The following is a 23,691-nucleotide window of genomic DNA, read 5'->3' on the forward strand; positions in this document are numbered from 1 at the left end:
ACCGGCCGGGACGAGCGGACGCCCCCAGGCGGATTCGAGTGGTGCCCGAGCCGCGGCTGACAGTTTCGAGTCGCCCGGACGGGATCGACGTATGCGACTGGCCCCCGAGGAGGACCGCAACGATGGTGGAGGCGTTGAGCGTTCTGGTGCTGCTGGGCACCGGACTGGTGGCGGGGGTGCTGTTCGCGGTCGCACTCAGCGTGGTGCCCGCGTTGATCGCGATGACCCCGGAGCGGTACGTGGACACCCACAAGCTGCTCGGCCGGCGGTACGACCGGATCATGCCGTTCATCGTGACCGGCTCCACGGCCATCGACGTGGGCTTCGCCTTCCGCGCGGACGGGGCCCCCGGCTGCTGTTCGCGCTCGGGGCGCTGTGCATGGCAGGCGTCGCCGTGGTGTCGCAGACCAGGAACGTGCCCATGAACAGGAAGGTCAAGGGGACCCGCCCGGAGGACCTGGGGCCCGGCTGGCGGGACCCGCGGCCGGCCTGGCGGGACTGGCATCTGGTGCGCACCTGCTTCGCGGTCGCGGGCTGTGCGCTGACGGCGGCGGCGGTGGTGCTGTCATGAGCCCCGAAGTCGTACGCGACCTGCCGGACGGCGAGGAGAGGGCGGCCGCCGACGCCCGCATGCGGGAGCTGCTCTCGCGCCCGGACCCCGGCCCGCTCGGCGAGCGCCTGGCCCTGCTGCACTTCACGGGCCGCCGCACCGGGCGCCCGTACACGGTGCCCGCGGGGGTGCACAGCCTCGGCGAGGAACTGGTGGTCGCCACCGGCAGCGTCTGGCGGCTGAACTTCACCGGCGGCGCGGAGGCAGCACTCACCTTGCGCGGCCGGCTCCGCCCCGCGCGGCTGGAGTTGGTGACCGACCCGGAGCGCACGGCCCATGGCTACCTGGAGTTGTACCGCAGGTACGGGGAGGCGGCACCGCGCCGGCTGGGCATCGCGGTGCGCGGCGGCGGAACGCCCGGGCTGGAGGAGTTCCGTACGGCCGTGGGGCGCCACGGCCTGTCCCTGGTGACCGTCGTCATCCGGAGGACCGCCGACGCGTCCGGTGCGGCGGGCGCGTCGGCCCCCTCCGGCGCACCGGAAGTTTCCGAGACAGCGAACGAGAGGACCCCACGATGAGCGGACTGGCCGGCTGGGTGGACTTCGCACGGGACCTGGTGCCCGAGGCACACACCGTACGGGCCATGGCGGACACCCTGTCCCACCGGGGGCCCGACGGTGCCGGAGAGTGGATCGAAGGGCACGCGGCGCTGGCCCACCGGCGGCTGGCGCTGCTCGACCTCGCACAGGAGCAGCAGCCCGTGGTCGTCGAGTCGGCCGGCGGGCAGCCGGTGGCGGTACTGGTCCTCGACGGCGCGATCACCAACGAGCCGGAGCTGCGGAGCGAACTGGCCGCGAAGGGCCACCGGTTCACCGGACGCGGCGGCGCCGAGGTGGCGGTGCACGCGTTCCTGGAGTGGGGGGCGGACTTCGCGGCGCGCCTGGAGGGCCTGTTCGCCCTGGCCGTGTGGGACCTGCGGCGGCAGGAGCTGCACCTGGTCCGCGACCGTCTGGGGGTCAAGCCGCTGGCGTACTTCCTGACCCCCTCCGGTGTGCTGTTCGGGTCGGAGTCCAAGGCGCTGCTGGCCCACCCCGCCGTCAAGCCGGTGGTGGACGCCGACGGGCTGCGCGAGCTGTTCGCGCACAGCCGCAAGCCCGGTACGGGCGTGTTCCAGGGCGTGTGCGAGGTGCTGCCGGGACACGTCTTGACGGTCCGTCGCAGCGGCACCGGCCGGCGGCGCTACTGGTCGCTGCCCGCCCGGCGGCACGAGGACGGTCCGGAAGCCACCGTGGCCACCGTGCGCCGGCTGCTGACGGAGGCGGTCTCCTCGCATCTGCGGGCGGACGTCCCGGTCGGCACGATGCTCTCCGGAGGCATCGACTCCAGTGCGCTCACGGCTCTCGCCTCCGGCGCGCTGTCCGCGGCCGGTGCGGGCCCCCTGCGGTCGTTCTCCGTCAACTTCACCGGATACGCGGAGAACTTCGAGCCCCATCCGACCATGCGGGCCACCCCCGACGCGCCCTACGCAGCGCTGGCGGCGCAGCACATCGGCACCGAGCACACCGAGATCCTGCTGGACACCGCGGCGCTCTCCGACCCGCGCGTGCACGCCGCCGCCCTGCGCTGCCAGGACGCGCCCTCGCCGCTCGGCGACATGGACGTCTCGCTGCTTCTCTTCTTCGAGGCGCTGCGCGGTGCCGGGGTCACCGCCGTGCTCTCCGGGGAGACCGCGGACGAGGTGTTCAACGGCTACTTCTGGTCGTACGACCCCCGGCACAGCAACTCGACGACCTTCCCCTGGATCTCCTTCGAGCGCGGTCACGACGCCGCGGCCGGGGGACTCGGCTGCTCTCTGGTGGACCGCTCGCTGCGCCGCGAGCTGAACTTCATGGACTACGCCGACCAGCATTACCGGGACGCGCTCGCCGAGGTCCCGCACGTGGCGGGCGAGACGCCGGCCGAGCGCCGGGCCCGGGAGATCACCTACCTGGCGCTGACCCGGTGGGCGCCGACGCACCTGGACCGGGCCGACCGGATGAGCATGGCGCACGGGGTGCAGTTGCGGCCACCGTTCTGCGACCGCGCGCTGGTGGAATACGTGTACAACGTGCCGGCCGAATTGAAGCGGGTGAACGGACAGGAGAAGAGTCTGCTGCGGGCGGCAGTCGCCGATCTCCTGCCCCGCCAGGTACTGGAGCGGCCGAAGAGTGCCTACCCGACGGTGCAGGAGGCCGCCTACGGTGAATTCGTGCGGCGCCGGTTCGGTGAGCTGGCGAAGGACGGCTCGTCGCCGGTGGCCCCGCTGCTGGACACCGAGGCGACGAGCGCGGCACTGGACGCGGCCGGCGCGCCCAGTGGGGCCTTCGCCTGGGTGGAGCGGGCCAGCATGGAGATGGTGCTCCAGCTCAACACCTGGCTGACCACGTACGGGGTCGATCTGCGGTTGTGAGCGGGGACGCTCGGAGGTTGCCCAGGGCCCACGCGACATGTGCTCCTTGCCATACATGTGCGAGACGTAATAAGGTGCCAAGTGTCAACCACTTTGGGCCCTGGGCCTCGGGCCCCACGGTTTTGGGGATGCCCCCTTTTCGCTTCCCGGCGATCCCCCCTTTTTTGTTCATTGCCTTTCCAATAACAATTCCGCTCTGATCCATAACGGTCGAGTCGCCTGGCCGGATTTCGACCGGTAGGAAACGCGGGATTCGGCAAGTGGCGTTTGCTCCCACACGCATCGGTGTAGGAAGGAGAACAGCCGACACCATTGGCCAAACAACAAGGCCCGTCAGCTGGTGGCCTAAAAGGCGGCACACTCAGGGGGAAACTTAGTGATAGAGATCGGTCTGCTGGGCTCGATACGAGTGTCCAGGGACGGTGACGATGTGACACCGTCGGCACCGAAGCTGCGTCAAGTGCTGGCCCTGCTGGTACTCAACGCCAACTCACTGGTCACTGTCGACCAACTGTGCGAGGAGCTGTGGGAGGACCACCCGCCACTCAGCGCGCTGACCACCCTGCAAACCTACATCTACCAGCTGCGCCGCAGACTCCGGCTGGCCACCGGGCAGAACGGCGCACCGTTCGGATCCCGTCCACCCCATGGGGTCCCGACCCTGCTCACCCGTGTCGGCGGATACGAACTGCGTCTGCAGGACAAGCAGAGCGTGGACGCCTACCGGTTCGAGCTGTTGGTGGAGCGAGGCAAGGCGCACCAGCGCGGCGGCGCTTTGGAAGAGGCTGCACGCGCCCTCAAGGAAGCACTGGACGTCTGGCGCGGGGCGGCCCTCGTCGACGTCAGCTCGGGCCGCCGCCTGTCGGCCTGGTCGACCCAACTCGAGGAACGACGCAAGAACGTCCTGGAGCAACGTTTCTCCTTGGAGCTCGAACTCGGACGGCACCACGTCCTTCTGGACGAGCTCGTGGAGGCGCTGGGCGACCACCCCACCCATGAGGCCTTCGCCGGGCAGCTGATGAGGGCCCTCCACCGCTGCGGACGCCGACCCGACGCGCTGGAAGTGTTCCGTACCATCCGTGCCCGCCTCGTCGACGAACTGGGTCTGGAGCCGTCGCTCCAGCTTCAGCGACTGCACCAGGAGGTCCTCGCCGACCGAGGAGCTCTCACGGCGCCGGCCGTTCGCGGCAGGACCACCGGCTCCTCGGCGCCCCAGTCCCGGCCGGTCGCGCCGCGCCCGGCCCAACTTCCGCACGACGTGAGCGACTTCGTCGGACGCAAGCGCGAGCTGGCGCAGCTCGAGACCTTCCTCGGTGGTGACTGGGCCGGTACGGGCATGCGAGTGGTGGAGGTCCACGGGCCGCCCGGGGTCGGCAAGAGCGCCTTCGCCATTCGCGCCGCGCACCGCCTGCGTCCGCTCTTCCCCGACGGGCAGCTGTTCGTCGACCTCTCCACGGTGGGCGACGGCAAGGAGCAGCTCACGGACGTGCTGTCCGCCTGTCTCAGTGCCTGTGGGATCGCGCGGGAGAAGCAGCCCACCGGGCTCGACGAGCTCAGCCGGCTGTTCCGCAGCTGGACCGCGGACCGCAGGGTGCTCGTGGTGGTCGACGACGTGCTCACCGCGTCCCAGCTGCGTGCCGTGATGCCCGGTGGTGCGGGTTGCGCGGTGATCGCCACCAACCGCTACCGGGCACACAGCCTGTCCACCGGGCGGAAGATAGTGCTGCCCGCCCTGTCCACCGAGGAGTCCCTGCAGTTGTACGACCGCATCGCGCAGGACCGCAGGCCGCGCGAGGACAGGACGGCCGTGCACGAGCTGATCGGTATGAGCGAGGGGCTGCCGTTGGTGGTGCGGGCCGTGGCCGGGCGACTGGCGGACCGGCCGTGCTGGCCGGCCCGGCGGCTCGTCGACCGGCTGCGCACCAACCAACGGCTGCTGCTGGAACTCCCGGCGGGCACCCAGTCGCTGATGAGCACAGTCGCCCTCAGTTACCGCCATCTGCCCGGCCCCTCCCAGGAGTTGCTGCACCTCCTGTTGCGCCGCAACCGGCCCCGCTGGCGCATCGACGAGGTCCGCGCCCTGCTGCCGGCCCGCACCGACGACACCGAGACACTGCTGGAGTACCTGGTGGACGTCCATCTGGTCCAGGAGTTCCTGCCCCCGGACGGCGAGCCGGTGTACGCCGTGCCCGCGCTCACCCGGCAGGTCCTCCTCCAGTTGCTGTCCGGTGCGGGCGGCGCCGAGAAGAACGGCGCGGTGCACTCGGGCCCCGCGGACCCGGTGGCCGGCCGGCGCACCGGACCCGTCACGCTCGTGAAGACAGCGGCTCCCGGCGCCTGAGCGGCTCCGGGGAGGTGCGGAGGCCCGCCTGAGAACCTCCCCGGACCCGCTCAGCCACCCACGCGCGCGTCAACGGCCCGTCGCACCCCGGTGCGGCGGGCCGCAGTGCTGTGCCCGCGTCCGGCCGCCGTGCCGTCCCCCAAGACCGGCCGGTCAGACGCCAAGCGGTTCTCCAGAGGCCCTCCAGACTGCCTCGACCCGGTCCGACCAGGGTGAACGCCTAAGAAGACAAGCCCGGGAGGACACCGTGCACCGAACGCTGATCGTGGCCAGGATGAACCTCGCCGACGCCCAGGGCGTCGCACAGGTCTTCGCTGATTCGGACAGCACCGAACTGCCGCACATGGTGGGCGTGTCGCGGCGCACGCTGTTCGCGTTCCACGACCTGTACTTCCACCTCGTGGAGGCGGACCAGGACATCGCGCCGAACCTCTACAAGGCGCGCAGCCACCCGCTCTACAACGAGATCAACACCCGCCTCGGCGAGTTCATCTCGCCCTACGACCCGAACTGGCGAGAGCCCAAGGACGCGATGGCCGTGCCCTTCTACTCCTGGACCCCGCAGCAGGGCCCCGCCATCACCGCGCCGAGCGCCGCGAACCTCGGCGGCGCCAAGTGAGCGCCCCCGCCACGACCAAGGTGCACGTGGACACGGTCCCCGCCAACACCAAGCGCGGCGGCGACATCCGCGTCACGCTCAGCCCCCGCACGGTCGGCTGCAGCTCGGGCTTCGGCGGGGTGCTGCGGCTGGCCCCCGGCGATTACGTCACCGAGCATCTGCACCCGTACTCCGAGGAGTTCCTGCACGTGGTCCAGGGCCGGCTGGAGATGCGGCTGGACGGCGTCCCCGTGACGCTCGGCCCCGGAGACTCGCTGCTGGTGCCCATCGGCGTCCGCCACCGGCTCGTGAACACCGGTACCGTTCCGGCCGAAGTGGTCTTCCACCTCTCCCCGCTCGCGCCCCGCCCGGAACTCGGCCACGTCGACACCGAGCAGCCGCTCGACGAGGCCGCCGGCAACCCGGACGTCGGGGAGGCCCGGTGAGCCGCCCGACGCGCCGCGCGGTCATCACCGGGGTGGGCGCCGTCGCACCCGGCGGACACGGCCGCGAGGCCTACTGGGACCTGCTCACCTCCGGACGCACCGCGACCCGCCGGATCAGCCTGTTCGACCCCGCCGGGTTCCGGTCCCAGGTGGCTGCCGAGTGCGACTTCGACCCGCTCGCCGCCGGGCTCACCCCGCAGGACGCCCGCCGCATGGACCGGGCGGCCCAGTTCGCGGTCGTCGCAGCCCGGGAGGCCGTCGAGGACAGCGGCATCGAGCTGCCCGGCGGTGATCCGGGCCGGGTCGGGGTGAGCATCGGCAGTGCCGTCGGCTGCACGATGGGCCTGGAGGAGGAGTACGCGGTGCTCTCCGACGGAGGCCGCGACTGGCTGGTCGACCACAGCTACGGCGTACCGCACCTCTACGGCTACATGGTGCCCAGTACCCTCGCCGTCGAGGTCGCCCGGCAGGCCGGCGCCGAGGGACCGGTCGCGCTGATCTCCACCGGCTGCACCTCGGGCCTCGACGCCATCGGACACGCCGTCCAGCTGATCGAGGAGGGTGCCGTCGACGCCGTGCTCGCCGGCGCGACCGACGCTCCGCTGTCGCCGATCACGTCCGCCTGCTTCGACGCGATCAAGGCCACGACCCCCAACAACGACGATCCCGCCCACGCCTCCCGTCCCTTCGACGGGCGGCGCGACGGCTTCGTCCTCGGTGAGGGCTCGGCCGTGATGGTCATCGAGGAGGCCGAGTCCGCCAGGCGCCGCGGCGCCACCGTGTACGCCGAGGTCCTCGGCTTCGCGGGGCGCAGCAACGCCTTCCACATGACCGGCCTCAAGCCGGACGGCCGCGAGATGGCCGAGGCGATCCGGGTCGCCCTGGACCGGGCCCGCCTGGATCCCGGCGACATCGACTACATCAACGCCCACGGCTCGGGCACCAAGCAGAACGACCGGCACGAGACGGCCGCGTTCAAGCGCAGCCTCGGCCGGCGCGCCCACGAGGTGCCCGTCAGCTCCATCAAGTCGATGATCGGGCACTCGCTCGGCGCGATCGGCTCCCTGGAGATCGCCGCCTGCGCGCTCGCGCTGCGCCACCAGGTCGTCCCGCCCACCGCCAACCTGTCCGTCGCCGACCCCGAGTGCGACCTGGACTACGTCCCGGTGACGGCGCGCGAGCACCGCATGGAGCGGGTGCTCAGCGTCGGCAGCGGCTTCGGCGGCTTCCAGACCGCGATGGTGCTGGGCCGGCCCGCCGAGACCCGGCCGCGGGCGGCCCGGGCCGGCACCGGCACCCGCGAGGAGGCGGCATGAGCGCGTCCGGCATACTTCCCGGCCACCGGAGCCGGGCCGTGGTCACCGGGCTCGGTGTGGTCGCACCGACCGGCATCGGCGCGGACCGGCACTGGGAGTCGGTGCTCGCGGGCAAGAGCGGCCTCGGGCGGATCACCCGGTTCGACCCGACCGGCTATCCCGTCCGCATCGGCGGCGAAGTGCCCGGATTCCGGGCCTCCGAGCAGATACCCGGGCGACTGGTCAAGCAGACCGACCGGTTCACGCACTTCGCCCTGGCGGCCGCCGACGCCGCCCTCGCGGACGCCGCCGCCGATCCGGCCCGGCTGCCGGAGTACGAGATGGCGGTCGTGACGGCGAGTTCGTCCGGCGGCACCGAGTTCGGCCAGCACGAGATGGAGAACCTCTACCAGCAGGGGTCGTCCTGGGTGGGCGCCTACCAGTCGATCGCCTGGTTCTACGCGGCCACCACCGGGCAGGTGTCCATCCGGCACGGCATGCGGGGCCCCTGCGGAGTGATCTGCTGCGAGCAGGCCGGCGGCCTCGACGCACTCGGCCAGTCCCGCCGGCTGCTGGACACCGGTTCGCGGCTGGTGCTCAGCGGCGGCACCGACGCCTCCCTGTGCCCGTACGGCCTGGTCGCCCAGATGACCTCGGGGAAGCTGTCCACCGAGGACGACCCGGCGCGCGCCTACCTGCCCTTCGACGCCGCAGCCTCGGGCTTCGTCCCCGGCGAGGGCGGCGCCATGCTCGTCGTGGAGAGCGCCGAGGGAGCCCGCGAGCGCGGTGTCCCGGTCTACGGCGAACTGATCGGCTACGCAGCGGGTTTCGACCCGACCGCCGGGACCCGCCCGGCGGAGGGGACAGCCGTCCGCGCCGGGCGGCACTCCGTGCTCGCGTCCGTCATCCGGCGGGCGCTCGCCGACGCCCGGCTGGAGGCGGGGCGGATCGACATGGTCTTCGCGGACGCCGCGGGGGTGCCCGCCGACGACCTCGCCGAGGCGCGGGCGATCACGGAGGTCTTCGGTCCCGGCGCGGTGCCCGTGACCGCGCCGAAGACGCTCACCGGGCGGCTGTACGCGGGCGGTGCGGCCCTCGACGTGGCGACCGCGCTGCTCGCCCTGTCCGCCGGAGTCGTACCGCACACCGCCGGGCTGGGCCGCACCGCCGAAGGCTGCGAGATCGACCTCGTCGTGGGCCACCCACGCCGCACCGAGCCGCGCACCGCCCTGGTCCTCGCCCGCGGACACGGCGGATTCACCTCCGCGCTGGTCGTCGGCGCCCCGAACCGCGACGACCTCAAGAAGTGACCGACACCGAACGCACGACGACTGGAAGGCAGTTCGCCATGGCCGAGTTCACTCTCGACGACATCAAGCGGATCCTGCTCGCGAGCGCGGGCGCCGACGAACAGACGGACCTCGACGGCGCGGACTTCGCCGACACGGCGTTCGCGAACCTCGGGTACGACTCCCTCGCCCTGCTGGAGCTCACCAACCGCATCGAGCGCGAGTACGGCATCGAGATCCCCGACGGCGACCTGGAACACACCCAGACCCCGCGCGAGGCCCTCGCCTACGTGCGGGCCCGGCTGGCGGAGGTGCGCGTCTGATGGCCGGGCACACCGACAACGCGATCGTCATCGACGCCCCCATGGACCTGGTGTGGTCGATGACCAACGACGTGGCCTCCTGGCCGCGCCTGTTCAGCGAGTACGCCTCCGCGGAGATCCTCGGCCAGGACGGGGACACGGTCACCTTCCGGCTGGCCCTGCACCCCGACGAGAACGGCACCGTCTGGAGCTGGGTCTCCGAACGCACCCCGGACCCGGCCACCCGCACCGTCCGGGCCCGGCGGGTGGAGACCGGCCCCTTCGCCTACATGAACATCCGCTGGGAGTACGAGGAGCAGCCCGACGGCGTCCGTATGCGCTGGGTCCAGGACTTCGAGATGAAGCCCCAGGCGCCGATCGACGACGCCGGGATGACCGAGCGCCTCAACCGCAACACCGCCGTGCAGATGCGGCTGATCAAGGCCAAGGTGGAGGCCGCCGCCCGGGCCGGCCGACAGCTGGAGGGCAGGCGGCTGCTGGTGACCGGCGGCACCCGGGGCATCGGCCGCGGCATCGTGCTGGCCGCCGCCCGCGCCGGTGCGAACGTCGTCACCTGCTACCGCACCCCGGGCCCGGCGGTCGCCTCGCTGGAACAGGAGCTCGCCAGGACCCCGGGCAAGCATCAGGTGGTACGGGCGGACGCGGCCGACGCGGCGGACGTGGGCCGCCTGCTCGCCGAGTGCGACGCGAGCCTCGGCGGGCTCGACGCCGTGGTCAACAACGCGGGAACGTTCCGCCCCAAGCCCTACGCCGACCTGGACGACGCCGAGTGGGCCGCCACCCTGCAGGGCAACCTGACCGCCGCCCACCTGGTGACCAGGCGCGCCCTGCCGCTGCTGAGCGCGGGCTCCTCCGTCATCAACATCGGCACCACCGTGGCGTTCCTCGGCATGGCGGGGGGCGTCCACTACACGGCGGTGAAGGCGGCGCTGGTCGGCATGACCCGCTCGCTCGCCCGTGAGCTCGGCCCGCAGGGCATCCGCGTCAACACCGTCTCGCCCGGCCGGATCGCCACCGAGGCGCTCGACGAGCTGCCCGAGGAGGACGCCGAGCGCGAGCGCCGCGTGTTCTCCTCGTTCACCGCCCTCGGCCGGCTCGGCACGGTCGACGACATCGCCGACACCGTGCTGTTCCTCATCAGCGATCACGCCGCCTACATCACCGGTCAGAACATCCACGTCGACGGCTGCGTGTGAACCGCGGCCCGGCTACGAAAGGGAACCCAGTGGAACTCGCACTGCACGGCAAGAAGCTGCTCGTCACCGGCGGCACCCGGGGCATCGGCCGCGGCATCGTGCTGGCCGCCGCCCGCGCCGGCGCCGACGTCGTCACCTGCTACCGGCAGGAGAGCGAGGCCGTCGACAGCCTGACCGCGGCGCTCAAGGACACTGCCGGCGACCACCACGTGCTGCGCGCCGACGTCGGTGACACCGCCGAGGTCGACCGGCTCGTCGGCGAGGTCAAGGACCGCTTCGGACGCCTCGACGGCGTCGTGAACAACGCGGGCGTGATCAGCCACATCCCCTTCGCGGAACTGCCCCCCGAGGAGTGGTCCAGGATCATCGACACCAACCTCACCGCCGCCTACCGGGTCATCCAGCAGTCGCTTCCGCTGCTCGGCTCCGGCTCCTCGGTGGTCAACATCGGCTCGCGCGGCGCCGCGGCCGGCATACCGCTGCGCGCCCACTACACCGCCGCCAAGGCCGCGATGACGGGACTGACCCGCTCTCTCGCCAAGGAGCTCGGCTCCCGCGGGATCCGCGTCAACGTCGTCGCCCCCGGCGTCATCGAGACGGAGGCATTCGACGCGATGCCCGCCGAGCGGGCCGCGGGCCTGCGCGCCACCTACGCCCAGAAGACCGCCCTCGCCCGCCTCGGCACGGTCGACGAGATCGCCGGCCCGGTGCTGTTCCTGCTCAGTGACCACGCCGCCTACATCACCGGCGAGACGCTCAACGTCGACGGGGGGATCTGACATGGGCGAGCAGGTCTTCCGGGTCATGCTCCGCATGGAGATCAGGCCCGGCATGGAGGAGGACTTCGAGAAGGTCTGGCAGGAGGTCGGCGACTCGGTCACCGACCACCCGGCCAACCTCGGGCAGTGGCTGTCCCGCAGCGCCGAGGAGAGCGGCATCTACTGGATCGTCAGCGACTGGGTGAACGAGCCGCTGTTCCGCGAGTTCGAGACCAGCGACCGGCACCTCGTCCACCGCCAGAAGCTGCACCCGTTCCGCAGCGGCGGCTCCATGACGACGATGCACGTCGTCGCCGCGCTCGCGGGCGCCGCCCGGACCGGGCAGGGCACCCGGTGACGGCGGCTCCCGTCGAAGTGGTGCTGCACCACCTGAGCGACGACACCGAGCAGGTCGTGCGCGCCTACCACGAGGCCAGCCGGCGCATGGCCGGCACGCCCGGCCTGCTCGGCAACCGGCTGCTGCACGCCCTCGCAGACCCGCGCGCGCTGGTCGTGGTCAGCCGGTGGAGCGACTGGGAGGCCTTCGAGGCCTGGGAGCGCGGCGCCGCCCACAAGGACCAGACCGCTCCCCTGCGGCCGTTCCGCGACCTGGAGCGGGACCGCCCGTTCGAGATCTACCGGGAACTCGCCCGTTATGAGGGCAGCCACCCGGTGCCCGCCGTGGAAGGAGCCTGAGCATGCCTCCGGCACAGAGCCCGTCGCAGAGCCCGGCCCCACCGCCGGTCGAGCTGTTCACCCCGGCCTTCCACCAGGACCCGCACGGGGCGCTCGCCGCGCTGCGGCAGACCGCGCCGGCCGTCCCCGTCGTCACACCCAACGGTCTGCGGACCTGGTTGATCACCGGGTACGAGGACGCCAGGGAGCTGCTCGCCGACCCCCGGCTCAGCAAGGACATGAGGGTGGGCCGCGACCTGATCCCTCGCAACTTCGCCGACCCCGAGAAGCAGCGGGCGTTCCTCGCCGAGTCCGGCGACGACAGTCAGTTCCCGCAGGTCCTCAGCATGCACATGCTGGACAGTGATCCCCCCGACCACACCCGGCTGCGCCGCCTGGTCGGCCGGGCCTTCACCGCGCGCCGGGTGGAGTCGCTGCGGCCGAGGATCATCGAGCTCACCGACGAGCTGCTGGACGGCATCGCCGGCAGCGAGCGGGTGGACCTGATGGAGGAACTCGCCTTCCCGGTGCCGTTCACGGTGATCTGCTGGCTGCTCGGCGTACCGCCGGACGACCGGTCGGAGTTCCGCCGCTGGTCCAATCTGCTGGTCTCCGGTGCGGGCACCCCCGAGGTACGGGACGCCAGCGTCTCGATGATCTCCTACCTGCGGGCGCTGATCGACAGCAAGCGCACCGAGCCGGCCGACGACATCCTCAGCGACCTCGTCCAGGTGAGCGACGAGGGCGACCAGCTGTCGGACGACGAACTGATCTCCATGGCGTTCCTTCTCCTCGTGGCCGGCCACGAGACCACGGTCAACCTCATCGGCAACGGCACGCTCGCCCTGCTCCAGCACCCCGCGGTGCGTGAGCAGCTGGCCACCGACCCCGCGCTGTGGCCCGCGGCCGTCGAGGAGTTCCTGCGCTACGACGGACCGGTCACCAACGCCACCTGGCGCTTCACCACGGAACCCGTCGAGGTCGGCTCCGTGCTCATCCCCGAGGGGGAGTTCGTCACGATCTCGCTCGGCGCGGCCGGGCGCGACCCCGCCCGCTACACCGACCCCGACCGGCTGGACATCACCCGGTCCCACAGCGCCTCGGTCGCCTTCGGCCACGGCATCCACCACTGCCTGGGCGCCCCGCTCGCCCGCCTCGAAGGGCAGATCGTCATCAGCCGTCTCTTCGCCCGCGTCCCAGCGCTGCGGCTCGCCGTGGACAGCACCGAACTGCGCTGGCGCAGCAGCCTGATGATGCGCGGCCTGGAGGAACTGCCGGTGTTCACCGGCCGGTCCGCCGTCTGACCCGGCGCCGCACCCGTCCGCCTCAGCAACGCCCGAGCCACCACCGACGACTTCAGGAGACACACGTGGAACGACTGGACACCGCACGTCCCAGCTGGGCGCCGCCGGAAGTGGACATCGAGACGCCGAGCATCGCCCGGGTGTACGACTACTGGATCGGCGGCACCCACAACTTCCCGGCCGACCGGGAACTCGGCGACCGGGTCTCGGCGGGCAACCCCGAACTCGTCGCCACCCTCCGGGCCAACCGCGCCTTCCTGCGCCGGTCGGTACGGGAGCTGTCGGCCCTCGGCATACGCCAGTTCCTGGACATCGGGTCCGGCATCCCCGCCGAGGGCAACGTGCACGACGTCGCCCTGTCCGCCCACCCCGACAGCACCGTCGTCTACGTCGACATCGACCCGGTGGCGGTCGCCCACGGCCGGGCGCTGCTCGCCGACGAGCCGAGGGCCGCCGTGTTCCAGGGCGACCTGCACCGGCCGCAGGAGATCCTCCAGGCGGACGACACCCGCCGGCTGATCGACTTCGACCGCCCGGTCGCCCTCATCCTGGCCGCCGTACTGCACTTCGTACCGGACAGCGAGGACCCGACGGAACTGGTCCGCCGGTACGCCGCGCCGCTGGCCCCCGGCAGCGCGCTGGTCCTCTCGCACGCGGGAGCCGACGAGGTCCCGCGGACGGCCCCGGCGGCGGCCGAGCAGTACCGCGGTGCGGTCAGCCAGGTCATCTGGCGCAGCCCGGCGGAACTCACCGCCCTCTTCGACGGGTTCGACCTGCTCTCTCCCGGTGTGGTCCGCGCCCCGCTGTGGCGGCCCGCCCCCGACGAGCACCCCGACCCGGAACTCGCCATGCTCGCCGGAGTGGCGCTCAAACCGGGCGCGTGAGCAGGCGTTTTCGCCGGCCACCCGCTCGCCGCCGCAGCCGCTTCCACGGTGAGCGGCGCCGTCGAGCGGAAGGGCCCCGGGCCGGCCCGGGGCCCTTCCGCTGCCCTTGCGCCTCCCCTTCGGTGACGGCCGTCCGTCCAGGACCGGCGTCGCCGCCGGCCCCGTGCGGTCCGCCCCCGGGCGCTGAGCTCAGCCCTTGACCACGCCGAGCGGCACCAGGCGGGCGACGATGCGGCACAGCCCGGCACTCTCGCTCGCCGCCACGACCTCGCCGACGTCCTTGTACGCCTCCGGGGCCTCCTCGGTCAGGCCGCGCCAGGAGAGCGGACGCGCGGCGATGCCGTCCCGCTCGAGCCTGGCCCGCAGCTCCCTGCCGGTGATCGAGCGGGCGGCCTGGTGGCGGCTCATCCGGCGCCCGGCACCGTGGCAGGTGGAGAAGAAGGCACCTCCCTGGGCCACCCCCGCCAGCACGTACGAGGCCGTGCCCATGGTCCCGGGAATCAACACGGGCTGCCCCTGGTCGCGAAGGTCCTCGGGAAGCTCACGATGCCCGGGCGGGAACGCCCGAGTGGCGCCCTTGCGGTGCACGCACAGCCGACGCCGCCGCCCACCCACCTCGTGCGTCTCCAGCTTGGCGAGGTTGTGCGACACGTCGTACACCAGGGACAGCCGGACACTCGCGGCGCGGCGGAAGACCCGCCGGGCGGCTTCGGTGAGGAGCTGGCGGTTGGCGCGTCCGTAGTTGGCGGCGGCGGCCATCGCCCCGAGGTACGCCTGCCCCTCCGGTGAGGTGACCGGGGTGCAGGCCAGCTGCCGATCGGGCACGGCGATGCCGTACCGGGTCATGGCCCGGTCCATCGCCCGCACATGATCGGTACAGATCTGATGACCGAGCCCGCGCGACCCGCAGTGGATCATCACGGTGATCTGACCGCGGGCGATCCCGAAGGCGTCGGCGGCCGCCTGGTCGTACACCTCGGCCACCTGCTGCACCTCGAGGAAGTGATTGGCCGATCCCAGGCTGCCCACCTGCCCGAGCCCCCGCTCACGGGCCCGCCCGCCGACCTGCCCGACCTCGGCGTCACCGACCGCCCCTCGGTCCTCACACCGGGCGAGATCCCGTTCCTCACCATGCCCCTGCTCCACGGCATAACGGGCTCCACCCTCCAGCACGCGCTCCAGCTCCCCGGGCCCACCCGGCCGCCACACACCACCGGGCCCCGCGCCACGGGGGATGGCCCGGTCGAGCCCGTCCATGACCGCGTCCAGGGCGGGCCGGAGCTGGTCACGATCACAGTCCGCGGCCAGCAACCGCACCCCGCAGGAGATGTCGAACCCCACCCCTCCCGGCGACACGACACCCCCGTCGTCGACATCGGTCGCCGCGACCCCGCCGATGGGGAAGCCGTAGCCCCAGTGGATGTCCGGCATGGCGTACGAGGCGTCGACGATGCCCGGCAGCGTGGCCACGCTGACGACCTGCCCCAGCGCCTGCTGGGCATCGCTCAGCAGGGCCCGGGAGGCGAAGACGACGCCCGGGACGCGCATGTCACCGTGTCGTTCGATGCGGAAGCGGTGGGGGGTTTCTTCGAGGAGTTCCATGGTGGTCACCTGCGGTGCGTGCGACGCGGCCCGCCTGCCGCCGGACCGGTAGCCGCTGGACTTCGAGTTCCGCGCTGGAGCCGGGCCACTCCCGGCGGCTGCGAGCAGGCCCGGGAAGAAGTGGAGCCGCGCGCGCTCGGTCGGCTGACGGTCACACCTTGTCGAGGCCCTCAGGGCTCGCCGAGCCGACTGGCTGGCTGGCTGGCCGACCTGGCTAGTCGGCGTAGTGATAGCGAGCCTTGTTGGGCGGTGCCGCCCCGGCGCCACGCCGCAGCGGCCGCCGTAAAGCCTGAGCCGCGACAGTCCCGGACGAGGGCGCCCGGATCGCTACAGCTCGAATTGCTCGCCTGCGAAGGTTCCTGGCATCTGGGCTGGAACCAGCGACACCTCGGTCCAGATGGTCTTGCCCGTTGGGTCCGCACGACGTGCTCGACGATCCTCTCGACGTCCGTGGATTGCCGGCCGTCCTCGCTCAGTACGGAGCCCTGCGGGAGGATGTCCCTCACGAACCTGCCGACGACCTCGGCCGGCGTCACGCCGAACTGCTTCTCGATGGCCGTGTTGATCCACTGGACGCGGGCATCGGTGTCGTAGACGACTGGCGTCGCAGCAGCTCCGCGTCGGCCGCCACGACCAGCCATGCCGACCCGGTGGCGCCGTGTGACAGCGGGCTGAGGGTCAGCGCGACGGACACGAGGGTGCCGTCGCGACGGCGTACCGATCGGGTCCCGAGCTCCTGTGCTCGCACGTCGCCGGACTGCGCCAGTCCGGCACCCGTCTCGGTGTCCGCGAGGATCTCGTCGGCGGACCGGCCGATTACCTCCAGAGGACGGTGACCGAACAACTCCTCGGCCTCGTGGCTCCATCCGACGAACCGCATGTCGTCGTCCAGCACCGCTGTCGCGCTGTGGGGCGTGAGCGGTGAGGCGAAGGCGGGTGATCGCGGTCCCACGTCAGGGGAGCCCAGGAGACCTGTCATGACCGGTCCTGCTGTCTGTCGCGTCTCGCTTTCCCGTCCACTCAATGTAACCCCGAACACCTACGGCGGCGTCTGCCGCCGGTGTGCCGCGAGGAGGCCGCGCAGCGCCTCGACACCGTCCTCGGTGCGGTGCGGATCGCCGGAGGTGACCTGATGGAAGACCAGTCCCTCCAGAGCCGCGAAGACGATCTCCACCGCCTCTTCGGACACGCCGAAGCAGGCCAGCGCTTCGCGGACGGCGTCGCGGTAGGCCTCGTAGAGCGCGTCTACGTACGGCTGCAGCTCCGGCCTGCGTCTCGCCTCCAGCTTCAGCTCGTACTGAAACGCCTGAAGATCCGGATCGGCGGCGATGAACCCGGCCAGCGTCGCGGCGAAGTCCTCCAGACGGCCACTGGTGGGCACCAGCGACGACGTCTCGATGCTGCGCCGCACAGCCCAGCCCAAAGCGTCTTCGAGCAGCGTGTCACGTGATCCGAAGTGGTGGACGACGAGGCCGTGGGTCACACCGGCCTCGGCAGCCACGGACCGGTACGTCAGCTTCCGCAGTCCCCCTCGCGCGACGACCCTGATGGCCGCGGCCATCAAAGCTTCCCGTCCCTGACCGTATCCCGGCCGCTTGCCCTGGCCGCCGGTCCCCCCATCGACCACCGTCTCGGTCATGCACCCCCCTTTCCTCTCCCCTACGCACACTGACAAGCAAATCTATCCTATTGACAAGTTATCCGAATGGATAGATTCTCGGGCGGTACCTCGCTTCCTCCGCCTCACTGGAGTTCCCATGGCCCTGCCCGAAGGACTGCGCAGCACCCCGTTCTCCCCGCGGTACGACGACCGCGTCGAGGAGTGGATGGACGTCTACGGCCATGCCGTGCCTCTGTTCATCACGGACCCGGCCGAGGAGTACGAGGCATTCCGCACCGCCGCCGGCGCGCTGGACTACTCGATGCTCTACAAGTGGCACGTCGAAGGCGAGGACGCGCTCGCCACCGTCGACGCCGTCTTCTCGCGGAGCGTCCGCGGGCTCGGCGAGGGCCGTATCGCCTACGGCGTGGTCGTCGACGCGGACGGCTTCATGATCGACGACGTGACCGTGGCCGTCCTCGCGCCCGGCCACGTGGTCGTCACCGGCGGCAACCCGGCCACCCAGGAATCACTGATCGCGCACGCCCCCGACGGCACCACGGTCACCGAGCGTCGCGACGAGTTCGCCGTACTGACCCTGCAGGGACCGCGCAGCCGCGAGGTCCTCCAACGGCTCACGCACGTCGACGTCTCCAACGCCGCCTTCCCCTATTACACCTTCGTCCGTGACGTCCTGGTCGCCGGCATCGGTGCGCAGGTCAGCCGGATCGGGTTCACCGCCGAACTCGGCTACGAGATCCAGGTGCCGCGCGAGCGTGCGCTGGACCTGTGGGACGCGGTCCTCGACACGGGGGCTGACCTCGGAGTGAAGGCCGCCGGCGCGCTCGCCCTCCTGACGTGTCGCACCGAGGCCGGAATGATCATGGGTGAGCTGGAGTACGACCACACCGTCACCCCGTTCGAGTGCCGGATGGGCTGGGCGATCGACTTCGACAAGGGCCCCTTCCAGGGCCGCGACGCGCTGCTCGCCAAGAAGGACACCGCGCAGGGGCGTGTGGTCAGCGTCGTCCTGGATACCGCCCCCGAGGCGGCCGAGGGAGCGCGACTGGAGCTGGGCGGACGGGACGTCGGCTACGTGACGATGGCCGTGCCCTCGCCCGTACTCGACGGCGCCACCCTGGGGCTCGCCCGCGTGCACCGTGACGCGGTGAAGTCGGGGACCGCGCTGACCGCGGTCGCCGCCGACGGTTCCAAAGCCGACGCCACGGTGAAGCCCACCCCCGTGTACGACCCCGAGCGCACCCGCGTACGGGCCTGAGCCGGAAGGCACCGCAGCCATGCAGCGCTACATCCTGACCGTCAGCTGCCCCGACCAGCCGGGCATCGTGCACGCCCTGTCCGGTGGCATCACCGAGGCCAAGGGCAACATTCTGGAGAGCGCCCAGTTCTCCGATCCCGGCACCGGCACTTTCACCATCCGGGTGCTCCTGGAGACCCCGCAGGCCGACGTCGAGAGCCTGCGGGACGAGCTCTCCCTGCGCCTGGCGCGCTTCGACCCCGTGCTGTCCCTGCGGCCGGAGCAGCAGCGGCGCCGGGTCCTGCTGATGGTGTCGAAGTTCGACCACTGCCTGGTCGACCTCCTCTACCGCTGGCATCTGGGCGAACTGCCCGTCGACATCCCGCTCATCGTTTCCAACCACCCCGACCTGGCGCCCGTCGCGCAGCGCTACGGCATCCCGTTCGTCCACCTCCCCGTCACTCGCGACACCAAGCCGGAGGCGGAGGCCGAGCTGTTGCGTCTGGTCGCCGAGCACCAAGTCGACTTCGTGGTCCTCGCCCGCTATATGCAGGTCCTCTCCGACGACCTGTGCCGCAGGCTGTCGGGGCGGGTCATCAACATCCACCACTCGTTCCTGCCGGGCTTCAAGGGCGCCAAGCCGTACCACCAGGCCCACGACCGTGGCGTCAAACTCATCGGCGCCACCGCCCACTTCGTCACCGCCGACCTGGACGAGGGCCCGATCATCGAGCAGGACGTCGTGCGCGTCGGACACCGGCACACCGCGCCGGAGCTGGTCGCCATCGGCCGGGACGTCGAACGGGTCGTCCTGGCGCGGGCGGTGCGCCTGCACGCCGAGGACCGGGTCGTGCTGACCGGCTCCCGCACCGTCGTGTTCTCCTGACCCGAGAGGTTCGTACGACCATGACCACCGCGACGCTGCTCGACGGCAAGGCCGCGGCAGCCGAGATCAAGGCCGAACTCGCCGCCCGCATCCAGGCGTTGAAGGCACGGGGCGTCACCCCGGGTCTGGGGACCATCCTGGTCGGCGACGACCCGGCCAGCCACTCCTACGTCGGCGGCAAGCACCGCGACTGCGCCCAGGTCGGCATCGCGTCGATCCGGGTGGAGCTGCCCGCGACCGCCTCCCAGGCCGACGTCGAGGCCGCCGTGCTCCGCCTCAACGCGGACCCGGCCTGCACCGGCTTCATCGTCCAGCTGCCGCTGCCGGCTCACATCGACACCCACGCCGTACTGGAGCTCGTCGATCCCACCAAGGACGCCGACGGGCTGCACCCGACGAACCTCGGGCGCCTCGTGCTCGGCGTTCCCGGGCCGCTGCCCTGCACGCCCCGCGGCATCATCGACCTGCTCCGCCGCAACCAGGTGGCCATCACCGGCAGGGAGTTCTGCGTCATCGGCTGCGGCATCACGGTGGGCCGTCCGCTGGGCCTGATGCTGACCCGAAGCACCGAGCACGCCACGGTGACCCTGTGCCACGAGGCCACCCAGGACGCCGCGGCCCACGCCCGGGTCGCCGACGTGGTCGTGGCCGCGGCAGGCGTGGCCCACCTCGTCCGGCCCGACTGGATCAAGCCGGGCGCCACGGTCCTGTCCGTGGGCATCACCCGGACCGTGGAGGGCATCCTCGGGGACGTCCACCCGGATGTCGGGCACGTCGCCGGTTCCCTGGCCCCGCCGGTGGGCGGGGTGGGGCCGATGACCCGGGCCATGTTGCTGACCAACATCGTCGAGGCCGCCGAGCGCGGCCGGCCCTGACGGAGAAGCTGCGGGGCCGAGCCTGTTCGGGCTCGGCCCCAGCCGTGTGCGCGCCAGCGGGGAAGGCACCGGCGGCGTCGCCGCCGCTGGGCAGGCAGCACCCGCGCATGCTCGCCGTCTGCCCCGGCCCGCAGGGCCCGGCAAGCCGTCCGCACGATCACAGGCGACCGGCGTAGAAGGTGTACCGCTCCAGCGGTTCTCCCTCGTGGCCCCATGGCCAGGGCGTCACCAGGCCGTTGGTCGCGGTGAACACCGGGCGGGCGTCGCCCGTGCGGCCGGCGCGGACCAGGCAGTAGGCAAGCAGCCCGAGGTCGGCGACGGCGGCGGCCCGGCGCGGGTGACCGTGGCTCTGTCGTGGGCGGCTCGGACGAGGGCGTCGAACAGTCCCTGCTGGGTGGGGTCCTCGTGGGCGGTGTCCTCCGGGTGCCACTGGACGGCGGTGAACCATCCGTGGACACCGGGGAGTTCGAGCCCCTCCACGGTGCCGTCGGCCGCGCGCGCGGTGACCGCGAGTCCCACGCCGGCACGGTGGACGCGCTGGTGGTGGTAGCAGGACGCCTCGACCTTCTGCGCGCCGGTGGCCTGCTCCAGCAAGGTGCCGCGCTGGATCGCCACGGGGTGGACGACGTGCCGGTGCTCGCGCTCCGGGCCGCCCATGTCCTGCTCCAGGGTACCGCCGAGGGCGACGTTGACGACCTGGAGGCCTCGGCACACCGCCAGCAGCGGCAGGCCCGAGTCGATGGCCTGGCGGGCGACCTCGATGTCGAAGTCGTCCTGGAGGTCGTCGACGTCGTAGACGCTCTCGTGCGTGTCGGCTGCGCCGTAGCGGTGCGGGGCGAGGTCTCCGCCGCCGGGGAGCAGGACGCCGTCGAAGCGAGCGAGACGCTCGGCCACGTCTTCGGAGGCGGGGTGGATGCTCGCCGGTTCGCCGCCCGCCCGCCACACCGCCTCGATCAGCGCACGCGCGTTGACCTCGGCGGCGTAGCGCAGCGCGGAGGTCGTCGCGGAGAAGCGGGCGGGGATCGCGATCAGGGGTCGGGTCACAGCTGGATCCAGGTGGTCTTCAGTTCGGTGTACTTCTCGAGGGCGTGGGCGGACTTGTCGCGGCCGTTGCCGGACTGCTTCATGCCGCCGAAGGGGACGGTCAGGTCGCCCTCCTCGTAGCAGTTGACCCAGACCGTGCCGGCCCTGAGCGCACGGGAGACCTGGTGGGCGGTGGACAGGTCGGAGGTCCACAGGCCCGCGGCGAGGCCGTACTCGGTGTCATTGGCCAGCCGGACAGCCTCGTCGAGGTCGTCGAAGGTGAGGACGGACAGGACGGGGCCGAAGATCTCCTCGCGGGCCAGACGCATGCCGGGGCGCACGTGGTCGAAGACGGTGGGGCGCAGGAAACTGCCGCCGGTCTCGGCCAGGGTGCGGCCGCCGCCGACGCGCAGGCGGGCGCCTTCCTCGAGGCCCGTCTCTATGTGGCCGAGGACTCGTTCGAGGTGGCTCTCACCGGCCATCGCGCCCATCTCGGTCACCGGGTCGAGCGGGTCCCCGACGACCAGTTCCCGGGCCCGCGCCACGATCGCGTCGGTGACCTGGCCGGCGATCGAGGAGTGCACCAGCAGCCGGGAGGGGGCGGTGCACATCTCGCCCTGGTTGAAGAAGATGCCCCAGGCGGCCGTGGCGGCGGCCTTCTCCAGGTCGGGTGCATCCGGGAAGATGATGTTGGGGGACTTTCCGCCGAGTTCGAGCCAGACCCGCTTGAGGTTGGAGTCGGCCGCGTAGTGCAGGAAGTGACGGCCCACGGCGGTCGAGCCGGTGAAGGCGAGGACGTCGACATCGGGGTGGAGACCGAGGGCGCGCCCGGCGACGGGGCCCTCGCCGGCCACCACGTTCAGCACACCCGGCGGCAGGCCGGCCTCGGTGGCGAGCCGCCCGAGCAACAGGGCGGAGAGCGGGGAGTTCTCCGACGGCTTCAGTACGACGGTGCAGCCCGCCGCGAGTGCCGGGGCGACCTTCCAACCAGCCAGGGTCAGGGGGAAGTTCCAGGGCACCACCGCGCCCACGACACCGGCCGGCTCCCGGGTGACCAGCGCCAGGGCATCGGGGGCGGTGTGGGGCGACTCGTCGGTGAGTTTGTCGGCCAGCTGCCCGTACCAGCGGAACGTGCTGATGACGGCGCGCAGCTCGATCTCGTACGCGTCCGTGATCGGCTTGCCCATCTCCAGGCTGACGGTCAACGCCAGTTCCTCGCGGTGCTCTTCGAGCAGGTCGGCGACACGCAGCAGGATCCGGCCGCGGTCGGCCGGTGCGAGGCGGGGCCAGGGGCCGGAGTCGAAGGCCCGGCGGGCGGCGGCCACGGCCGCCTCCACCTCCTCCGTCCCCCCGTCGGCGACCTGGGTCAGCACCTGGCCGTCGCGGGGCGAGACGGCGGCGAAGGTCGCCCCTCCCCCGCCCTCGTCGACACCGTCGATGTGATGCACGCCGGCCAGGTCCAGTGCCTTGGCTCGACGCAGCCATTCCTCGTGGGTGATGTCCAGCATGCGGAACCTCCACCTCCGGATACTTTGTTTGATACCAAACGATATGATGCGGACTCAGCCATCACAAGAGTTCACGGACAGATCCGACGGGTCCGTGAACCCCGGGAGGGAGCCCGCCGTGCGCGCACTCGTCATCCAGCACGACCACGTGACCGATCCCGGTCCGGTCGGGGTCCGGCTCGTACAGCGCGGATACGACCTGCGCGTCGTGACCGTCGTGCCCGAACACCGCCACCGCGCCCCGGACGTGACCTTCGACTTCCCGGCGGCCGACGGCTGGGACCTGATCGTGTCGCTCGGCGCGCCCTGGTCGGTCTACGACGAGACGGCCGTGGGTTCCTGGATCGGCGGAGAGCTGGCGCTGTTGCGCAAGGCCCACCACCTCGGTGTCCCGGTGCTCGGGGTCTGTTTCGGCGCTCAGGCGCTGACCACCGCGCTCGGGGGCTCGGTCGAGGCGTCGCCGCGCCCGGAGAACGGCTGGGTCGGGGTCGACACCGACGATCCCGCACTGATCGGCCCGGGCCCGTGGTTCCAGTGGCACCACGACCGCTGCCTCCTGCCACCCGGTGCCGAGGAGGTGGCCCGCAACTTGGTGTGCACCCAGGCGTTCCGGCTCGGGCGGAGCCTGGGGGTGCAGTTCCATCCGGAGATCACGCCCACCACCGTGCGCCGGTACCTGGAACTCGGCGGCGCCGAGCAGTGCCTGCACCACGGCGTGGACCCCGGGGAGCTGCTCACCCGGACAAGGGACCTGGCGGCGACGGCCCGCGCGAACGCCCGCCACCTGATCGACGGGTTCCTCGACCGGGTGGCGGGCACGGCCGGCTGACC

At 71.8% G+C, this 23,691-nt stretch carries 25 protein-coding genes and 2 pseudogenes; 21 read left to right on the forward strand and 6 right to left on the reverse strand.

What is annotated here, in order from left to right; genetic code table 11:
- Positions 1-122 precede the first annotated feature (122 nt).
- The 17 genes and pseudogenes from C3488_RS15590 (at position 123) to C3488_RS15660 (ending at position 14,108) form a co-directional block, all read left to right on the forward strand.
- The gene (locus tag C3488_RS15590; protein WP_258053434.1) at positions 123-425 is read left to right on the forward strand and encodes a hypothetical protein; all 303 of its coding nucleotides are present in this window, start codon (positions 123-125) and stop codon (positions 423-425) included.
- Positions 380-571: a DUF1772 domain-containing protein gene (locus C3488_RS41570; RefSeq protein ID WP_258053435.1), complete on the forward strand. Its 192-nt coding sequence runs from the start codon at positions 380-382 to the stop codon at positions 569-571. The genes C3488_RS15590 and C3488_RS41570 overlap by 46 nt, the downstream gene beginning before the upstream one ends.
- Complete coding sequence (locus C3488_RS15595; protein ID WP_103840012.1) at positions 568-1,128, forward strand: hypothetical protein; 561 nt, start codon at positions 568-570, stop codon at positions 1,126-1,128. The genes C3488_RS41570 and C3488_RS15595 overlap by 4 nt, the downstream gene beginning before the upstream one ends.
- Positions 1,125-2,999, forward strand: coding sequence for an asparagine synthase (glutamine-hydrolyzing) (asnB, locus tag C3488_RS15600; RefSeq protein ID WP_103840013.1), 1,875 nt, complete (start codon positions 1,125-1,127; stop codon positions 2,997-2,999). The genes C3488_RS15595 and asnB overlap by 4 nt, the downstream gene beginning before the upstream one ends.
- Positions 3,000-3,429: 430 nt before the next feature.
- On the forward strand, positions 3,430-5,340 hold the full coding sequence (locus C3488_RS15605; RefSeq protein ID WP_181139033.1) for an AfsR/SARP family transcriptional regulator: 1,911 nt from the start codon (positions 3,430-3,432) through the stop codon (positions 5,338-5,340).
- Positions 5,341-5,587: 247 nt separating this feature from the next.
- On the forward strand, positions 5,588-5,959 hold the full coding sequence (locus C3488_RS15610) for a TcmI family type II polyketide cyclase (RefSeq protein WP_103840015.1): 372 nt from the start codon (positions 5,588-5,590) through the stop codon (positions 5,957-5,959).
- Entirely contained in the window at positions 5,956-6,384 is a 429-nt protein-coding gene (locus tag C3488_RS15615; RefSeq protein ID WP_103840016.1) for a cupin domain-containing protein, read from the forward strand. The genes C3488_RS15610 and C3488_RS15615 overlap by 4 nt, the downstream gene beginning before the upstream one ends.
- A complete protein-coding gene (locus C3488_RS15620) occupies positions 6,381-7,700 on the forward strand; it encodes a beta-ketoacyl synthase (protein ID WP_103840017.1) in 1,320 nt (439 codons plus the stop codon). The genes C3488_RS15615 and C3488_RS15620 overlap by 4 nt, the downstream gene beginning before the upstream one ends.
- Entirely contained in the window at positions 7,697-8,989 is a 1,293-nt protein-coding gene (locus C3488_RS15625; protein WP_103840018.1) for a ketosynthase chain-length factor, read from the forward strand. Before C3488_RS15620 ends, C3488_RS15625 begins: the two co-directional genes overlap by 4 nt.
- Positions 8,990-9,027: 38 nt before the next feature.
- Positions 9,028-9,291, forward strand: a complete 264-nt coding sequence (locus C3488_RS15630) for an acyl carrier protein (protein WP_103840052.1) — start codon at positions 9,028-9,030, stop codon at positions 9,289-9,291.
- A pseudogene (locus C3488_RS41575) lies at positions 9,291-9,740 on the forward strand (SRPBCC family protein); the annotation flags it as partial. The gene C3488_RS15630 and the pseudogene C3488_RS41575, both read left to right, overlap by 1 nt.
- The gene (locus C3488_RS41065) at positions 9,720-10,487 is read left to right on the forward strand and encodes an SDR family NAD(P)-dependent oxidoreductase (RefSeq protein WP_374955422.1); all 768 of its coding nucleotides are present in this window, start codon (positions 9,720-9,722) and stop codon (positions 10,485-10,487) included. The pseudogene C3488_RS41575 and the gene C3488_RS41065, both read left to right, overlap by 21 nt.
- A 29-nt stretch (positions 10,488-10,516) precedes the next feature.
- The gene (locus C3488_RS15640) at positions 10,517-11,266 is read left to right on the forward strand and encodes an SDR family NAD(P)-dependent oxidoreductase (protein WP_103840020.1); all 750 of its coding nucleotides are present in this window, start codon (positions 10,517-10,519) and stop codon (positions 11,264-11,266) included.
- A 1-nt stretch (position 11,267) separates the two neighbouring features.
- Positions 11,268-11,603, forward strand: a complete 336-nt coding sequence (locus C3488_RS15645; protein WP_103840021.1) for an antibiotic biosynthesis monooxygenase — start codon at positions 11,268-11,270, stop codon at positions 11,601-11,603.
- Positions 11,600-11,941 carry an antibiotic biosynthesis monooxygenase gene (locus tag C3488_RS15650; RefSeq protein WP_103840022.1) on the forward strand — a complete coding sequence of 114 codons (342 nt, stop codon included), beginning with the start codon at positions 11,600-11,602 and terminating at the stop codon, positions 11,939-11,941. Before C3488_RS15645 ends, C3488_RS15650 begins: the two co-directional genes overlap by 4 nt.
- A 2-nt stretch (positions 11,942-11,943) precedes the next feature.
- Positions 11,944-13,224: a cytochrome P450 gene (locus C3488_RS15655; RefSeq protein ID WP_103840023.1), complete on the forward strand. Its 1,281-nt coding sequence runs from the start codon at positions 11,944-11,946 to the stop codon at positions 13,222-13,224.
- A 65-nt stretch (positions 13,225-13,289) separates the two neighbouring features.
- Positions 13,290-14,108, forward strand: a complete 819-nt coding sequence (locus C3488_RS15660) for an SAM-dependent methyltransferase (protein ID WP_103840024.1) — start codon at positions 13,290-13,292, stop codon at positions 14,106-14,108.
- Positions 14,109-14,297: 189 nt separating this feature from the next.
- On the opposite strand, the gene C3488_RS15665 is transcribed toward C3488_RS15660, so the two are convergent.
- The 4 genes from C3488_RS15665 to C3488_RS15680 form a co-directional block, all read right to left on the reverse strand.
- Positions 14,298-15,710, reverse strand: a complete 1,413-nt coding sequence (locus C3488_RS15665; protein WP_103840025.1) for an RtcB family protein — start codon at positions 15,708-15,710, stop codon at positions 14,298-14,300.
- 170 nt (positions 15,711-15,880) lie between these two features.
- Positions 15,881-16,351 carry a PAS domain-containing protein gene (locus C3488_RS42575; RefSeq protein ID WP_103840026.1) on the reverse strand — a complete coding sequence of 157 codons (471 nt, stop codon included), beginning with the start codon at positions 16,349-16,351 and terminating at the stop codon, positions 15,881-15,883.
- Positions 16,243-16,689, reverse strand: coding sequence for a PAS domain S-box protein (locus C3488_RS15675; RefSeq protein ID WP_103840027.1), 447 nt, complete (start codon positions 16,687-16,689; stop codon positions 16,243-16,245). Before C3488_RS15675 ends, C3488_RS42575 begins: the two co-directional genes overlap by 109 nt.
- A gap of 60 nt (positions 16,690-16,749) precedes the next feature.
- Positions 16,750-17,349, reverse strand: coding sequence for a TetR/AcrR family transcriptional regulator (locus C3488_RS15680; protein ID WP_103840028.1), 600 nt, complete (start codon positions 17,347-17,349; stop codon positions 16,750-16,752).
- Between the two features lie 118 nt (positions 17,350-17,467).
- Here C3488_RS15680 and C3488_RS15685 point away from each other — a divergent pair, with 118 nt between their 5' ends.
- The 3 genes from C3488_RS15685 to C3488_RS15695 are packed head-to-tail and all read left to right on the forward strand — an operon-like array spanning position 17,468 to position 20,329.
- Positions 17,468-18,589, forward strand: a complete 1,122-nt coding sequence (locus C3488_RS15685) for an aminomethyltransferase family protein (protein WP_181139034.1) — start codon at positions 17,468-17,470, stop codon at positions 18,587-18,589.
- Positions 18,590-18,608: 19 nt separating this feature from the next.
- A complete protein-coding gene (gene purU / locus C3488_RS15690; protein WP_103840030.1) occupies positions 18,609-19,454 on the forward strand; it encodes a formyltetrahydrofolate deformylase in 846 nt (281 codons plus the stop codon).
- 20 nt (positions 19,455-19,474) lie between these two features.
- On the forward strand, positions 19,475-20,329 hold the full coding sequence (locus tag C3488_RS15695) for a bifunctional methylenetetrahydrofolate dehydrogenase/methenyltetrahydrofolate cyclohydrolase (RefSeq protein ID WP_103840031.1): 855 nt from the start codon (positions 19,475-19,477) through the stop codon (positions 20,327-20,329).
- Positions 20,330-20,677: 348 nt separating this feature from the next.
- On the opposite strand, the pseudogene C3488_RS15700 reads toward C3488_RS15695, so the two are convergent.
- Positions 20,678-21,373, reverse strand: a pseudogene (locus C3488_RS15700) (gamma-glutamyl-gamma-aminobutyrate hydrolase family protein); the annotation flags it as partial.
- Positions 21,370-22,860, reverse strand: a complete 1,491-nt coding sequence (locus C3488_RS15705; RefSeq protein WP_103840033.1) for an aldehyde dehydrogenase — start codon at positions 22,858-22,860, stop codon at positions 21,370-21,372. The gene C3488_RS15705 and the pseudogene C3488_RS15700, both read right to left, overlap by 4 nt.
- A 118-nt stretch (positions 22,861-22,978) precedes the next feature.
- On the opposite strand from C3488_RS15705, the gene C3488_RS15710 reads away from it, so the two are divergent.
- The gene (locus C3488_RS15710; protein WP_103840034.1) at positions 22,979-23,689 is read left to right on the forward strand and encodes a type 1 glutamine amidotransferase; all 711 of its coding nucleotides are present in this window, start codon (positions 22,979-22,981) and stop codon (positions 23,687-23,689) included.
- Positions 23,690-23,691 lie beyond the last annotated feature (2 nt).

Origin of the sequence: Streptomyces sp. Ru72 (assembly GCF_002920635.1) — a bacterium.
In the GTDB taxonomy this organism is placed as follows: domain Bacteria; phylum Actinomycetota; class Actinomycetes; order Streptomycetales; family Streptomycetaceae; genus Streptomyces.

What these genes read in the sequence shown, in the direction of transcription:
- C3488_RS15695 (WP_103840031.1), top strand. Translation starts at nt 19,475, where the DNA reads ATGACCACCGCGACGCTGCTCGACGGCAAGGCCGCGGCAGCCGAGATC.
- C3488_RS15590 (WP_258053434.1), top strand. Translation starts at nt 123, where the DNA reads ATGGTGGAGGCGTTGAGCGTTCTGGTGCTGCTGGGCACCGGACTGGTG.
- C3488_RS15595 (WP_103840012.1), top strand. Translation starts at nt 568, where the DNA reads ATGAGCCCCGAAGTCGTACGCGACCTGCCGGACGGCGAGGAGAGGGCG.
- C3488_RS15705 (WP_103840033.1), bottom strand. Translation starts at nt 22,860, where the DNA reads ATGCTGGACATCACCCACGAGGAATGGCTGCGTCGAGCCAAGGCACTG.
- C3488_RS42575 (WP_103840026.1), bottom strand. Translation starts at nt 16,351, where the DNA reads ATGGCTGGTCGTGGCGGCCGACGCGGAGCTGCTGCGACGCCAGTCGTC.
- C3488_RS15680 (WP_103840028.1), bottom strand. Translation starts at nt 17,349, where the DNA reads ATGACCGAGACGGTGGTCGATGGGGGGACCGGCGGCCAGGGCAAGCGG.
- asnB (WP_103840013.1), top strand. Translation starts at nt 1,125, where the DNA reads ATGAGCGGACTGGCCGGCTGGGTGGACTTCGCACGGGACCTGGTGCCC.
- C3488_RS15675 (WP_103840027.1), bottom strand. Translation starts at nt 16,689, where the DNA reads ATGACAGGTCTCCTGGGCTCCCCTGACGTGGGACCGCGATCACCCGCC.
- C3488_RS15630 (WP_103840052.1), top strand. Translation starts at nt 9,028, where the DNA reads ATGGCCGAGTTCACTCTCGACGACATCAAGCGGATCCTGCTCGCGAGC.
- C3488_RS15625 (WP_103840018.1), top strand. Translation starts at nt 7,697, where the DNA reads ATGAGCGCGTCCGGCATACTTCCCGGCCACCGGAGCCGGGCCGTGGTC.
- C3488_RS15655 (WP_103840023.1), top strand. Translation starts at nt 11,944, where the DNA reads ATGCCTCCGGCACAGAGCCCGTCGCAGAGCCCGGCCCCACCGCCGGTC.
- C3488_RS15645 (WP_103840021.1), top strand. Translation starts at nt 11,268, where the DNA reads ATGGGCGAGCAGGTCTTCCGGGTCATGCTCCGCATGGAGATCAGGCCC.
- C3488_RS15685 (WP_181139034.1), top strand. Translation starts at nt 17,468, where the DNA reads ATGGCCCTGCCCGAAGGACTGCGCAGCACCCCGTTCTCCCCGCGGTAC.
- purU (WP_103840030.1), top strand. Translation starts at nt 18,609, where the DNA reads ATGCAGCGCTACATCCTGACCGTCAGCTGCCCCGACCAGCCGGGCATC.
- C3488_RS15665 (WP_103840025.1), bottom strand. Translation starts at nt 15,710, where the DNA reads ATGGAACTCCTCGAAGAAACCCCCCACCGCTTCCGCATCGAACGACAC.
- C3488_RS41570 (WP_258053435.1), top strand. Translation starts at nt 380, where the DNA reads ATGGCAGGCGTCGCCGTGGTGTCGCAGACCAGGAACGTGCCCATGAAC.